General features: G+C 43.1%; 8 protein-coding genes and 3 rRNA genes. 3 read left to right on the forward strand and 8 right to left on the reverse strand.

Annotated elements, in window-relative coordinates:
* Nucleotides 1-39 precede the first annotated feature (39 nt).
* A complete protein-coding gene (locus tag HG267_RS03450) occupies nucleotides 40-660 on the forward strand; it encodes a transposase (protein WP_369792183.1) in 621 nt (206 codons plus the stop codon).
* Between the two features lie 8 nt (nucleotides 661-668).
* Here the strand turns inward: HG267_RS03450 and HG267_RS03455 are convergent, their stop codons facing one another.
* The 8 genes from HG267_RS03455 to HG267_RS03490 all read right to left on the reverse strand — a co-directional run bounded on the left by HG267_RS03455 (nucleotide 669) and on the right by HG267_RS03490 (nucleotide 10,234).
* Nucleotides 669-899, reverse strand: coding sequence for a hypothetical protein (locus HG267_RS03455; RefSeq protein WP_045870253.1), 231 nt, complete (start codon nucleotides 897-899; stop codon nucleotides 669-671).
* 237 nt (nucleotides 900-1,136) lie between these two features.
* Nucleotides 1,137-1,254: ribosomal RNA gene (rrf, locus tag HG267_RS03460) — 5S ribosomal RNA — on the reverse strand.
* Between the two features lie 93 nt (nucleotides 1,255-1,347).
* Nucleotides 1,348-4,173: ribosomal RNA gene (locus HG267_RS03465) — 23S ribosomal RNA — on the reverse strand.
* Between the two features lie 323 nt (nucleotides 4,174-4,496).
* A 16S ribosomal RNA gene (locus tag HG267_RS03470) occupies nucleotides 4,497-5,985 on the reverse strand.
* Together the 16S, 23S and 5S rRNA genes form the textbook arrangement of a ribosomal RNA operon.
* 846 nt (nucleotides 5,986-6,831) lie before the next feature.
* Entirely contained in the window at nucleotides 6,832-7,281 is a 450-nt protein-coding gene (locus tag HG267_RS03475; RefSeq protein WP_045870254.1) for a tellurite resistance TerB family protein, read from the reverse strand.
* A 178-nt stretch (nucleotides 7,282-7,459) separates the two neighbouring features.
* A complete protein-coding gene (locus tag HG267_RS03480; protein ID WP_045870255.1) occupies nucleotides 7,460-7,597 on the reverse strand; it encodes a hypothetical protein in 138 nt (45 codons plus the stop codon).
* Between the two features lie 1,110 nt (nucleotides 7,598-8,707).
* Nucleotides 8,708-9,628: a histone deacetylase gene (locus tag HG267_RS03485; protein WP_045870256.1), complete on the reverse strand. Its 921-nt coding sequence runs from the start codon at nucleotides 9,626-9,628 to the stop codon at nucleotides 8,708-8,710.
* A gap of 111 nt (nucleotides 9,629-9,739) precedes the next feature.
* Nucleotides 9,740-10,234, reverse strand: a complete 495-nt coding sequence (locus tag HG267_RS03490; protein WP_045870257.1) for a hypothetical protein — start codon at nucleotides 10,232-10,234, stop codon at nucleotides 9,740-9,742.
* A 164-nt stretch (nucleotides 10,235-10,398) separates the two neighbouring features.
* Here HG267_RS03490 and HG267_RS03495 point away from each other — a divergent pair, with 164 nt between their 5' ends.
* A complete protein-coding gene (locus HG267_RS03495; RefSeq protein ID WP_045870258.1) occupies nucleotides 10,399-12,327 on the forward strand; it encodes a protein kinase domain-containing protein in 1,929 nt (642 codons plus the stop codon).
* A 540-nt stretch (nucleotides 12,328-12,867) separates the two neighbouring features.
* On the forward strand, nucleotides 12,868-14,526 hold the full coding sequence (locus HG267_RS03500) for an adenylate/guanylate cyclase domain-containing protein (RefSeq protein ID WP_063749825.1): 1,659 nt from the start codon (nucleotides 12,868-12,870) through the stop codon (nucleotides 14,524-14,526).
* Nucleotides 14,527-14,628 lie beyond the last annotated feature (102 nt).

A 14,628-nucleotide genomic window follows, 5' to 3' on the forward strand; every position in this document is an offset into this window, starting at 1 on the left:
ATCAATGCGATTGAGCGGCATCTTCAGGGAGAACGTACAATATCCATTGATGAAATGACAGGAATTCAAGCTACTGAGCGCTTAGAAAAAGACTTACCTGTGCGACCAGGCAAAGTCGAAAGAAGGGAATTTGAGTATATTCGTCACGGCACGCAAAGCTTAATTGCCAGCTTTGATGTTGCCACTGGTCAAATTGTCCAGCCGACTTGTTCAGATACCAGAACGGAAGTTGATTTTGCCCTTCATGTTCGCCGAACAATTGAAACTGACAGTGATGCTAAAAAATGGCATCTGATTATGGACTGCCTTAACACTCATCAGTCTGAGTCTCTAGTTCGTTTAGTTGCACAAATTGAAGGTTTGAATATTGACCTGGGTATTAAGGGAGAAAGTGGCATCCTTAAATCAATGAAATCCCGCACTGCTTTTTTGAGTGATCCAACACACCGGATTGTGTTTCATTACACACCTAAACATTCCTCTTGGCTCAATCAAATTGAGATTTGGTTCAGTATTTTGGTTCGCAAGTTACTCAGAAGAGCCAGTTTCGTCAGTCAGGATGATTTGAAAAATCGAATCCTCAAGTTTATCGACTACTTTAATCAAACAATGGCTAAACCTTTTAAGTGGACATATAAGAGCAAAGTTTTGGCTATTTAATGGTCTGCTTATTTCCGCCGTACTGTACTAGTAGCTAGATATTGTTTAAGTTGTTCATATTCATGCTGGTAACGACTTGCTGACTCTCGTAGCTGCTCAATATCCATACGATAGCCAGCTTTCACACGAGGATTAGTTTCGTAGCGGAGTACATCCTCAAATTCCTTAAGAAGTTTAAAGTCTTTATCAACGTTGTCTGCTAAGTCTTGTAGTCTTTGGTTGAAGGCAGAAGGAATCACAAGATTGATTTACAGGCTTCAAATATTACTTTAATGCCACTCTAGCATTTTTTATTAGTCATTTTTACTATAAAAGTTTACCCCTATCTTATCTTGTCACAAGTAGCACCACCTCCAGATATGCTTCATACACTGTTGAATGGTATAGTTTTGGCTTGTGCGTCTAATTTATTGAGCAATAAAAATAATAAAAGCCCCTCCATACACTATTGGAGAGGCTTTGTTTATTAAAAACAGACCTGGCATCGAGCTATTGTGGCGTAGGGCAACCCCTAGACTATCGTGGCCGCAGCAGCGTTTCACCTCTGAGTTCGGGATGTAGTCAGTGTGGTTCCACAGCGCAATAGACACCAGGAAAACTTGTGGTTGGTTGACGGTTAACGGTTAACAGTTAACTGTCAACAAAACCCTGAAGACTGCAAGTAACGCGAAATAACCAATGATTGATGAGGTCAAGCCCTCGGTCTATTAGTACTCCTCTGCTTCATGCATTACTGCACTTCCACATAGAGCCTATCAACGGGTGTTCTGCCCGTGACCTTACCTACATTTGTAGTGAGAGCACTCATCTTGAGGTGGGCTTCCCACTTAGATGCTTTCAGCGGTTATCCGCTCCGCACTTGGCTACCCAGCGTCTACTGTGGGTACAATAACTGGTACACCAGCGGTGCGTTCCTCCCGGTCCTCTCGTACTAAGGAGGACTCCTCTCAATGCTCTTACGCCTGCACCGGATATGGACCGAACTGTCTCACGACGTTCTGAACCCAGCTCACGTACCGCTTTAATGGGCGAACAGCCCAACCCTTGGGACGTACTTCCGCCCCAGGTTGCGATGAGCCGACATCGAGGTGCCAAACCTCCCCGTCGATGTGGACTCTTGGGGGAGATCAGCCTGTTATCCCTAGAGTAACTTTTATCCGTTGAGCGACGGCCATTCCACGCTGCGCCGTCGGATCACTAAGGCCTACTTTCGTACCTGCTCGAGTGGTCACTCTTGCAGTCAAGCTCCCTTTATGCCTTTACACTCGCCGCACGGTTTCCAAGCGTGCTGAGGGAACCTTTGCGCGCCTCCGTTACTTTTTAGGAGGCGACCGCCCCAGTCAAACTGCCCACCTGAAACTGTTCCCCAACCGGGTAACGGTTGCGGGTTAGAATTCTAGCTTCGCCAGAGTGGTATCTCACCGTTGGCTCCATATTCCCCACAAGGAATATCTCTTCGCCTCCCACCTATCCTGCGCAAGCGAAGCCCGAACACAATTCCAGGCTACAGTAAAGCTTCATAGGGTCTTTCTGTCCAGGTGCAGGCAGTCCGTATCTTCACAGACATTCCTATTTCGCCGAGTCTCTCTCTGAGACACCATCCAGATCGTTACGCCTTTCGTGCGGGTCGGAACTTACCCGACAAGGAATTTCGCTACCTTAGGACCGTTATAGTTACGGCCGCCGTTCACCGGGGCTTCGGTCGCCAGCTTCACTTTCGCTGACCAGCTTCCTTAACCTTCCGGCACTGGGCAGGCGTCAGCCCCCATACCTCCTCTTTCGAGTTTGCGGAGACCTGTGTTTTTGGTAAACAGTCGCCTGGATCTCTTCACTGCGACCCACTCTCGTGGGCACCCCTTCTTCCGAAGTTACGGGGCCATTTTGCCGAGTTCCTTAGAGAGAGTTATCTCGCGCCCCTTGGTATTCTCAACCTCCCTACCTGTGTCGGTTTCGGGTACGGGTAAGATATGTTCATCACATTCCTAGCTTTTCTTGGCACAATCGAATCACTACTCGGAGTTCGTAAACTCCTCCCAAACCAATCAGGGTGTAGCTATCTTTCATGCGTCCCTAGCAATGCTCCCATACCTTAGTCAGGGATTAGTCACCCTGTGTCCATCGACTACGCCTTTCGACCTCGCCTTAGGTCCCGACTAACCCAGAGCGGACGAACCTGGCTCTGGAACCCTTAGGGTTTCGGGGTATGTGATTCTCACACATATTTGCGCTACTCAAGCCGACATTCTCACTTCCGTTTCGTCCACAGCTGCTTGCCGCTACTGCTTCTCCCTACCACGGAACGCTCCCCTACCGATTTATTTTTCAACAAATCCCACAGCTTCGGTACATCGCTTAGCCCCGTTCATTTTCGGCGCAAGAGCGCTTGACTAGTGAGCTATTACGCACTCTTTCAAGGGTGGCTGCTTCTAGGCAAACCTCCTAGTTGTCTATGCACTCTCACCTCCTTTCTCACTTAGCGATGATTTGGGGACCTTAGCTGGTGGTCTGGGCTGTTTCCCTCTTGACAATGAAGCTTATCCCCCACTGTCTCACTGGCAATGTGTGCTTTGGGTATTCTGAGTTTGTCTCGATTTGGTACCGGTCTCCCAGCCCGCACCGAAACAGTGCTTTACCCCCCAAATATAATCATTACCGCTGCGCCTAAACACATTTCGGGGAGAACCAGCTAGCTCCTGGTTCGATTGGCATTTCACCCCTAACCACACCTCATCCGCCGATTTTTCAACATCGGTCGGTTCGGACCTCCACTTGGTGTTACCCAAGCTTCATCCTGGACATGGTTAGATCACCAGGGTTCGGGTCTATAAACACTGATTATCGCCCTCTTCAGACTCGGTTTCCCTTTGGCTCCAGCATTCTCGCTTTAACCTACCAGTGCCTATAAGTCGCCGGCTCATTCTTCAACAGGCACGCGGTCATCCGTTGAATCGGACTCCCACTGCTTGTAAGCTGATGGTTTCATGTTCTATTTCACTCCCCTCCCGGGGTTCTTTTCACCTTTCCCTCGCGGTACTGGTTCACTATCGGTCACACAGTAGTATTTAGCCTTACGAGGTGGTCCTCGCTGATTCACATGGGATTCCTCGTGCCCCATGCTACTCGGGATTCAGCTACTATCCTTCAGCTTTTGACTACAGGACTTTCACCTTCTTTGGTGCAGTATTTAGCTGCTTCGTCTAACCTCTAGATTCGATATCGCTGTCCCACTACCCCAGTCAGTAAACCAACTGGTTTAGGCTTTTCCCCTTTCGCTCACCACTACTGAGGGAATCTCTTAATTGATTTCTCTTCCTCCAGCTACTAAGATGTTTCAATTCGCTGGGTTGGCTCTTTCCTGCCTATATATTCAGCAGGTAGTACATAGGGTTGCCCCATTCGGACACCTCCGGCTCATAGTCTGCTTCCAACTCCCCGGAGCATTTCGTCGGTAACCACGTCCTTCTTCGCCTCTGTGTGCCTAGGTATCCACCATCAGCCCTTATTAGCTTGACCACAATACATTTGGTTTCACATCTGCAGTCTTTTGTCTTTCGTCTTTGGGTCCTTCTTTTGACTTTTGACTTTTGACTTTTTTGACTGCCTGCTATTTTTCGCGTTACTATGCAGTTTTCAAGGTTCTGGCTGGCGTATTTCCAGCAGTTTGACTGTTATTCACGTCAATTGCTGAATTTACCTATTGATCTTTGCAATCATTTTTATTTACCGAACACAGAATACTTTGAAAGTTCTTCACCAATCTCGACCGACCTAGAGTAGACCATCTTTGTCTCTATTGACTGTTTGCAATTGATTTCAAAGTTGGGTAGGTCTCCCTAAAAGGAGGTGATCCAGCCACACCTTCCGGTACGGCTACCTTGTTACGACTTCACCCCAGTCACCAGCACTGCCTTCGGCATCCTCCCCCACGAATGGTTGGAGTAATGACTTCGGGCGTTGCCAGCTTCCATGGTGTGACGGGCGGTGTGTACAAGGCCCGGGAACGAATTCACTGCAGTATGCTGACCTGCAATTACTAGCGATTCCTCCTTCACGCAGGCGAGTTGCAGCCTGCGATCTGAACTGAGCCACGGTTTATGAGATTTGCTTGCTATCGCTAGCTCGCTGCCCTTTGTCCGTAGCATTGTAGTACGTGTGTAGCCCAAGACGTAAGGGGCATGCTGACTTGACGTCATCCCCACCTTCCTCCGGTTTGTCACCGCAGTCTCTCTAGAGTGCCCAACTTAATGCTGGCAACTAAAAACGAGGGTTGCGCTCGTTGCGGGACTTAACCCAACATCTCACGACACGAGCTGACGACAGCCATGCACCACCTGTGTTCGCGCTCCCGAAGGCACTCCTCCCTTTCAAGAGGATTCGCGACATGTCAAGTCTTGGTAAGGTTCTTCGCGTTGCATCGAATTAAACCACATACTCCACCGCTTGTGCGGGCCCCCGTCAATTCCTTTGAGTTTCACACTTGCGTGCGTACTCCCCAGGCGGGATACTTAACGCGTTAGCTCCGGCACGGCTCGGGTCGATACAAGCCACGCCTAGTATCCATCGTTTACGGCTAGGACTACTGGGGTATCTAATCCCATTCGCTCCCCTAGCTTTCGTCCCTCAGTGTCAGTTGCGGCCTAGCAGAGCGCTTTCGCCACCGATGTTCTTCCTGATCTCTACGCATTTCACCGCTACACCAGGAATTCCCTCTGCCCCGAACGCACTCTAGCTATGTAGTTTCCACTGCTCTTATGAGGTTGAGCCTCACTCTTTAACAGCAGACTTACATTGCCACCTGCGGACGCTTTACGCCCAATCATTCCGGATAACGCTTGCATCCTCCGTATTACCGCGGCTGCTGGCACGGAGTTAGCCGATGCTTATTCCTCAAGTACCGTCATTTTTTTCTTCCTTGAGAAAAGAGGTTTACAACCCAAGAGCCTTCCTCCCTCACGCGGTATTGCTCCGTCAGGCTTTCGCCCATTGCGGAAAATTCCCCACTGCTGCCTCCCGTAGGAGTCTGGAGCCGTGTCTCAGTCCCAGTGTGGCTGATCATCCTCTCAGACCAGCTACTGATCGTCGCCTAGGTGCGCTCTTACCACACCTACTAGCTAATCAGACGCGAGCTCATCTTCAGGCAGCAAGCCTTTTACCTCTCGGCACATCCGGTATTAGCCACCGTTTCCAGTGGTTGTCCCCGACCTGAAGCTAGATTCTCACGCGTTACTCACCCGTCCGCCACTATCTCCGAAGAGACCGTTCGACTTGCATGTGTTAAGCATACCGCCAGCGTTCATCCTGAGCCAGGATCAAACTCTCCATTTTGCTTTCGAGTTCGCGGCTCCGATGACTTTTTGTCTCGGAATCCTGTATTTCTTTTTTTTAGATTTCTTTGGGTCTTACCCCAACAATCTTAATTGACGAGGATTGTTTCTGAAGCTTTCAAAGTATTTGTTTTTCTCGGTTCGGCTGCTTTGGCATCTCTTCGCCTCAGCACTTATCTACATTAGCAACTGTTTTTCTATTTCGTCAACCCTTTTCTCAACTTTTTTTGACCTGCTCTCTACCATAGCGGCAATCAGACATCAAACCTCTATCAGGTAAGGCTTTTGATGTTTTTGTCATCTTTAATGGCTGAGTCGGTCTGAATCTATGGCTGAGTATTTATCTCATCCGAATACGCCTGTGATGCTTAAACTCACCTCTACTCATCACTCAGATGTTCGGCATGAAATTAGGCTATGCACCTACAAATCCTAATGTGTGGGACTTTTACTAAACTCTTATTTTTCAAATATTCCAAAGATGAGTGATTGAGCTAAAGACAAAACCTGATCGTTAGAAGATTAACGATGCATAGGATGTTTAATTTTGCAAAATATTAAGCATCACACCATAAATTATAGAATTTGCCTCAGATCTGCTAAATTGACAGAAAGGAAATAGCGTGTTTATATCATGTCCGGATAATCAGTTATAATTTGGCAAGTCTGTGCTGAAAGCTGAAAATCCTGTCCTTCGATACCTTTGGTGCTTTAAATCTAAGACTTTAAGCAAACAAAATTATGATATGGAGATCGCCTACCTAATTAGGATTGATGAAGCTTAAGCTTAAATAATTACATATAAAAGTAATAACAATTGCAAACCAGCTTGCTAGCTAAATTATATTTAGCCACGGTTTTTGATTAGTACAACTTGCATAATTTGTAGGGCTAGATCGCTGGAAATACCCAAAGATAAGTACAGATCGTTGAGAAAATTAGTTTCCTCTTCTGTCAAAATTCCGTCATTTAGTACCAAATCTGTAGCTACTGCAAAGGCTGCTTCTCGCAATTCTTGGGTTAAAGTTTGTTTAGCTGAATTAAATAAAACATTTATCCCATCCCGGCGTCTCAGGATGCCAAGAATTTTATCAAACAGCTTGTTCATCATCTCGTCAGTATAGTTTCTAAAAAGCTTAGACCGAGATAGAACTGAGGCAATAGAACGAGCTTCATGTTCTGCAAGATCGCCATCGATTGCTGTTGCAGCGAGCGTAATAGCAGCAAAAGCCTCTGATGGACTGAGTGTTGGTTGAGCCTGGCTTTCTGTACCCAATACCGTGTCTAATAAACCCATAGTAGTGCGCTCCTTGATTGAGTCTTCAATAGGGGAGCAGTACCCTGCATGTTCGATAACTTTCAGGTGAATCTGCAACACTGTGAGACTTTCATGGTTTATTGTTCCCAGTATTTCTTCACAATGAACACATACAAGTCATGGGTTTATCGGTGAGAACGAAAAGCCAGGTGAGAACTTAGCGTTCTCCGGTCTTTTCCATCGTTTCTATTACTGCTAAACCTATACCAGAAGCTGCTATTAGCACTACTGCTGAGATTAGATAGGCATTAGCCAGCATCTGAAGGGCTTCATTGAAAAAAATGTAGGTGGTCATTATGCTTCACCTTTATAACTCTGTATTGCTAGTGCTTTTTATTTCTCCACACCCTGAGAGGTGTATTCCGTTGAAAAGCTCCTAGCATTTGCATCTTAACAAAACTTTAGCTATTTCAAAATACATCTCAAAGTTTTTCTTTCTGAAGATTTCATGAATTTTGTTGGTATTTGGTTGCATACCATACTGCAAATTATTTGCTGTTAAAAAAATGTCCGTCTCATCTATAGAAATAATACTTAGCACTTATGTCTCCATAGCAACAATAAAAAAACACGAATATAATTATCATCTATAGAAGTAATTAGCAATATTTTGCTGTTAAACCTGCCTATAGAGACGAAATTCTTTTAAAGCTTACTTGGATTGTTTACGAAAAAATTACTAGGTAATTGTGTTATTAGTCTTACCTAAAAATTTATTTATAAAATTTATTCCTCATCGTTCGCGTAATCGATTCTGAAAATAAAGAATTCATCAAAATGGTTAAAAGGCTTACAACAAAAGGATTAATCGCATCAAACTTTTATCCATATACCCTTTAGAGGCGTGGTTAGTTCACAGTGCGATGACGGTGCGATCGCACCGATACATTCAGATTCCTACTGAAATCTTTGAGGGAAATCGGGTAAGTGTAAGCTTTCTATTCTGATTACCAAAACCAAAGCTATATATAGTAGGAATTTCATGGTTTTTTGGGAATTAATTATTTCCGATTTGGATTACGCGAATGGTGAGTTATTCAGCTTGAAATTTCTGAAAAAGCAATATAGCGCTTCTCGATCGCAGAAAGTACAAAACTTCAGGGAATCATAACTCAAATAAAAATCCTATACAGATTAATTCCTCGTCTCTGACTTGTAAAGATTGCTTTTTTGCTGAATTTAGTGGCATTTGCTACAGAAATCAATCCCAACATCGACTATCTTGCTTTGCTGTTTGTAGCAGAGATACATATTTCTTTACATTTCGATGAGCGATGTCTGACGAAAAGCCCTCCGGGTTCGGTAGTTGCTTCAAGTCGGGGAACCCGCCCAACGCACTACCTCACCGCTTTGCGTCTACGCAATTTATCATGCCACTCCGATCGGTTCATCTATCGATCACTCTTTATACTAAACAGCGTTCGATTGTTGCTACCACAGATTGAGAAAGGGTTGGCAAATCATAGCCACCTTCTAAACCAACAAGAATTTTGCGAGTGCAGCCTAAACAATAATTGATCAAGTAACCGTAATCTTCTGGTTGTAAATTAACGCTGGCTAAGGGATCTTCAGCATTAGCATCATAACCAGCACTGATAATTAATATATCTGCTTGAAAATTGGCTAAAAAAGGGAGAACTTTGTTTTCAAAGAGTGGCTGATATACTGCCATTGTGCTACCAGGTGGTACGGGTAAATTTAAGACATTATTATGAAAGCCGCGTTCGGATGCTCTACCAGTTCCGGGATAGCAAGGATATTGATGTAGCGAACAATAGGCAATTTGTGCTTCAGATTCCACGATCGCCTGAGTGCCATTGCCGTGATGCACATCCCAATCTAAGATAGCTACACGGTTAATCCCTGGTTTTTGTAGGGCATGGAAAGCTGCGATCGCCGCATTAGAAAATAGACAAAATCCCATACCCATATCACTTTCTGCATGGTGTCCTGGGGGACGAGATAGCACAAAAGCTGGATTTTCTGTGGATAAAACTACATCGACTCCATCCAGCCAAGCGCTAACTGCTAGTAATGCTACGTCATAACTGCGGGGGGAAATTGGCGTATCGCCATCTAAATAACCGCCTCCAGCAAAGGCGATCCGATGGACTTTGTCGATGTAATCTGGAGTATGAGCTTTAGATAACATCGGCATTAGTGCTGGATTTTCTGATGCTGGTGTAGGCGATCGCCAGATCAGGTTTTCGGCAAAATGCGCTTGCTTTAAGGCGTTGACAATAGCTGTTAAACGTTGTGGTGATTCTGGATGGTAATTTCCAGTTTTGTGTTCTAGAAACTCATCAGAATAAATGACTGGTAGCATAAATTAGGTAATTGGTGTTTGGCGTTTGGTGTTTGTCATTGGGTAATGGGTAATTGGTAATCCCTGTCCCCAGTCCCAAGTCCCCAATCCCTATTCCCTATTCCCCCCATCCTACTCAGGCAAATTGGTAAACAATTGCTCAACTAACTCTTTAGTTTTCGCTTCCAAAATTAACCAATCTACTTCTCCGGTTTCATCAATTAAACTAGTATCAATATCAACACCTGCGGAATTAGGGTTTGCGGGACTGTAGTTAAGAAAACACACTTGATAGCATAGTTCCCACAAATCGATATTTACTTGCTGCTCTTGACGCTGTAAACGTAGATGATATCCTGGATGGGGCATTGGCAGACGAGAAAGACTCTCTTTAATCTCATCTGCTTGTTCTGGTGTTGCAGTTTCCATTTCTTGCAACAGCTGAGTCACAATTGCTTTTGTCTGATCGGTGGTGCTAGCAGGCCAAATCAAGACATCATGATAAGTTCCTTTCCAGGAAGAAACATCTAGTTGCTTGCGAATATTATCGACCACGCGGATAAAGGCAGGCTGCATGAGAATTTCAGCCTGCTGCCATACGACAGATCTGTTTATTTTGGGTGGCATTGCTAATCAAAAAAGGATGCTTAAACAAAAATTAACAATCTGCATTTATTAAAAAACTGCATTTTTAATTCAAATCTTTTCTCAAGATAGCGGATTTCATGCAGGAAAATTTGGAGATATTGATTAGCATCTGGAAAATTAGGTGTTAACACTGGGGAGGGATTATGATTGGCAAGCTTCTAGATCATCGTTACCAAGTAATTGAAGTCCTAGCTACGGGAGGATTTGGGCAAACTTATATTGCTCAAGATACTAGACGGCCAGGTAATCCCATTTGCGTTGTTAAGCATCTTAAACCTGCTAGTTCAGATCCTAAAGTTTTTGAAACAGCCAAACGCTTGTTTAATAGTGAAGCGGAAACTTTAGAAATTTTAGGTAAGCACGACCAAATACCCAGACTTTTAGCTTACTTTGACGAAAATCAAGAATTCTATTTAGTACAAGAATTTATTGAAGGAAATACCCTCGGTGAGGAACTTTTACCAGATCAGCGCTGGAGTGAAGATCGGGTGATGCAGTTATTGCAGGAAGTGTTGGGTATTTTAGATTTTGTACATAGCCAAGGCGTGATTCATAGAGATATCAAGCCAGATAATATTATTCGTCGGGCGAGTGATAATAAATTAGTTTTAGTAGACTTTGGCGCAGTTAAACAACTGCGGACAAATTTGGTTACGTCTGGAGGACAACCAACAGCTACGGTAGTTATTGGTACTCCTGGCTATATGCCTACAGAACAAGGACAAGGTAAACCTCGTCCTAATAGTGATATTTATTCATTAGGTATCATTGCTATTCAAGCTTTAACAGGATTAGCAGCAAATGCCTTGCAAGAAGACCCCAATACAGGCGAAATTATCTGGCAGCATTCAGTTTCTGCGAATCCTCAGTTAGCAGCAGTCTTAAATAAGATGGTACGTTACCACTTTAAAGACCGCTACCAAAGTGCAGCTGAAGCATTGCAAGCTTGTAGAGCATTGACACCTGCTGTAGCTGTAGCTTCCCAAGTACAACCCCGTCAAAATTCTAGCTACCCACAGAGTAAAACTACGTCTCAAGTCTCTCCACAGCAAACTGTTGCAGTTGCGCCAGCCAATAAAGCAGTTGGGAAACCTGCGCGTCAAGATGGGAACAAACCTGACCCCTTACCATTGATTATTGGTCTGTTGTTGGCAGGTGGTGCAGCTGCTTTGGTAACAAATGTTTATCCCAGCGTGAAAAATTTCGCTGCTCATCTAACTGGTAACGATACAATTGCCGAAAACAAGTGTTTAGCTATTGTGGTTGGTAATTCTAATATTCGTTCGGAACCAAGAGCAATTACTTCTGAAAGTATTGTGCAGACAGTGAAGCGTGACACTAAGTTTGAGGTTACTGGTAAACGCACAAAACAGGGTTGGGTAGAAGTTAAAGCTAACTCCGGACGTACAGCTTGGGCACATTCGGATGTGATCGCCAATAATGAACAGTGGGTTTCTTGCTTACGAGATAGAGGTATTGCAATTAATACAGTTGATGATAATAAACTGATTGCTGCTCGACCGCTACCGAAGCCAAAGCCTCAATCTAGCGGGGTGAAAACGACATCACCTAGTGAATCAGACCCCTTTAGTTCCAAACCATTTACTACTGACTCTGGAACATCAGAGTCATCAGAGAATGATGCTGATACAGCTAAGGTGTTGGAGCAAGCTAAAAAGAAATATGATTCAGGGGATTTGACAGGAGCGATCGCACTGCTAAAATCTGTCCCGCAAACAGCTTCTTCGGGTTTTAAAGAAACTGCGGCGATAATTGCTCAGTGGCAACAAGATTGGGCGAAAGCAGATGCTTTATTTAATGATATCAATACGGCATTAGCGCAAGGTCAATGGGATAAGGTTTTAGATTATAAAAAACATCCAGAGAAGTTGCCAAATATCAAATACTGGCAAGATAAATTAGAACCAATATTTAAACAAGCGGCTGAAAATATTACTAAGCAAGGATTAAGCCAATTTGAGCAAAAGGATAATCAGAATCTGCCCAAAAAAGAAACAACAAATAAGATAAATAACTCACCTGCTGGTGAAAATAACCGCAACAATTTGTAATTATTAATGAATGAGGCTGAAATACTCTGTTTTAGTCAACTCTTCAGATAAATATTTACACCAGGCTACTTATCACCTAAAGTAGTATCAGATTGCAACAATTTACACAAGTTGTCTCAGAGGGTGTTAATATATCATGCTCAGAAAGTACAAAATTGCTTGGCAGTGAAGCTGCTAAAGTATGTTTTGATAATTTATATTTAGGCCAAGCATTGATTAATTATTAAACTACATAACTAGTTATCGATTACTCTCAACCATAGTAGGGATAACAATTTTTTGTTATGTGATATCTGTCATGTTATTAGTTATTCCGAATTTATGGAATCTTGTCAGTTTGTCATAATTTCCTGTTCTCAGCATTAGATAACTTATAATTGCGTAATTTACCTATAAATTGATGACAAATTTTCTAGTTAGTCATCTAAAAAATCCGAAATGATGAGGTAAAAGAGTGAATTTAATACTATTAATATTGTAGAGTTCATCCTTGAATTTAGGACAGAAATTTTCAAAAATGTGGAAAAGTGAGGGCGGAATATGCCATATTTAATCTACGCTCCTAAAACTCCTCAAGAAAGAGTTCATCAATTAATTGTGGGGATGAACACTATTGGCCGTAGCGGAGACAATACAATTGTCATCGGAGATGAGAGTTTATCCCGTTACCATGCAGAGATTACAATTGCAGACGATCGCATTACTATTAAAGATTTGCAAAGCCTGAACCATACTTTTGTAAATGAGGTCAAAATTGACCAATATGAACTCAAGGATGGAGATTCGATTTATTGTGGGAACGTAGAGTTCAAATTCGTAGAAAAACTTAACAGCACACCTACAAATGATGGTTGTGAAGAAGAGCCTATTCCGGAAACAATTATTAAACAGTTTTCCACTGAACAAGGTCGCTTCAACATCCAAGATTTACTAGATACTCCAGGCAGAAGAGATTCTCTGTTAAGGCTATCACAGCGCGGTAGTAATCAACGCACTGTAGATAAATTAAAAATTTTACTTGAAGTCAGCAAACAACTTTCCTCACCCGAAGAACCTGATCGCCTGTTAGAAAAAATTCTAGATTTACTATTCGAGATTATCAATGTAGACCGAGCAGTTATCTTGTTGGTCAGTGAAACAACAAAACAGTTGGAACAAAGAGTAGCAAAATTGCGTTCAGGAACTTCTATAGAAAATCTATTTTATAGCAAAAATATTACTAATCATGTATATCAAAATGGCAATGCTGTTGTCACCACAGATGCGTGCTTAGATCAGCGCTTCCATACTTCCGAATCTATTTTTGTCCAAGCTATTCGGGCCTCAATGTGCATTCCTCTCAAACCCAGAGAAGAAGTAATTGGGGTATTATATGTTGATAATTTATCGATGTCAGATGTTTATTCTGACGAAGATGTAGAGTTCTTGACTGCTTTGGCTAATCAAGCTGCGATCGCAATTGATAATGCCAATCTCTACAAGAAAATTCAAGCAGAAGCCGTAATGCGGAATAAACTAGAGCGTTTCTTTCCCGAACCTGTGAGAAAAAAGCTGAAGGAAGAAACAACTTTGGGTATTGTTGATACTGAAGTTACAGCTTTATTTGCTGATATTAGTAATTTCACACAAATGTCTTCTACTATGCATCCGCGCCAAGTAATTGCGATGCTAAATGAATATTTCGAGGTGATGGTAGAAGAGATTGTCTTTCAATATGAAGGTACTTTAGAGAAATATATTGGTGATGCTTTATTTGCGATTTGGGGCGCGCCTTATCGCAAAGCAGATGATACAGAACGAGCCATACAAGCAGCAATTGATATGCAGTGGGCAGTCATGCGGTTAAATCAAAAGTGGTTACAGCAAGGTAAACAACCGATTCAAATTCACATTGGATTGAATACCGGAAAAGTAGCGGCAGGAAATATCGGCTCAGAGAAACTGATTCAGTACGCTACTATTGGTGATACTACAAATGTCACTAGTAGAATCTGCAACGTTGCTCAAGCCGGAGAAATAGTTATCTCCCAAACCACATTTGAGCGGATTCAAGCTCGAAATTTACCTGTAGAAAAAATGCCACTTGTGCAAGTTAAAGGTCAAGACCAGCCGTTACAACTCTATCGCTTAAATTGGAATTTATTACCATCTAAACATTCTCAAATTGCGGGAGTTGCTAATACAGGTGTGATTAAGTGATATCAATGCCAATAATCTTTTTCACAGATAAATTATAGTCAGGGCACAACAATCTTGTGCCCTGACTATCTGTTACATTTTTTGAAATTACTATTCGATAAT

This window comes from Tolypothrix sp. PCC 7601 (assembly GCF_025677855.1).
GTDB classification, from domain to species: Bacteria; Cyanobacteriota; Cyanobacteriia; order Cyanobacteriales; family Nostocaceae; genus Aulosira; species Aulosira diplosiphon.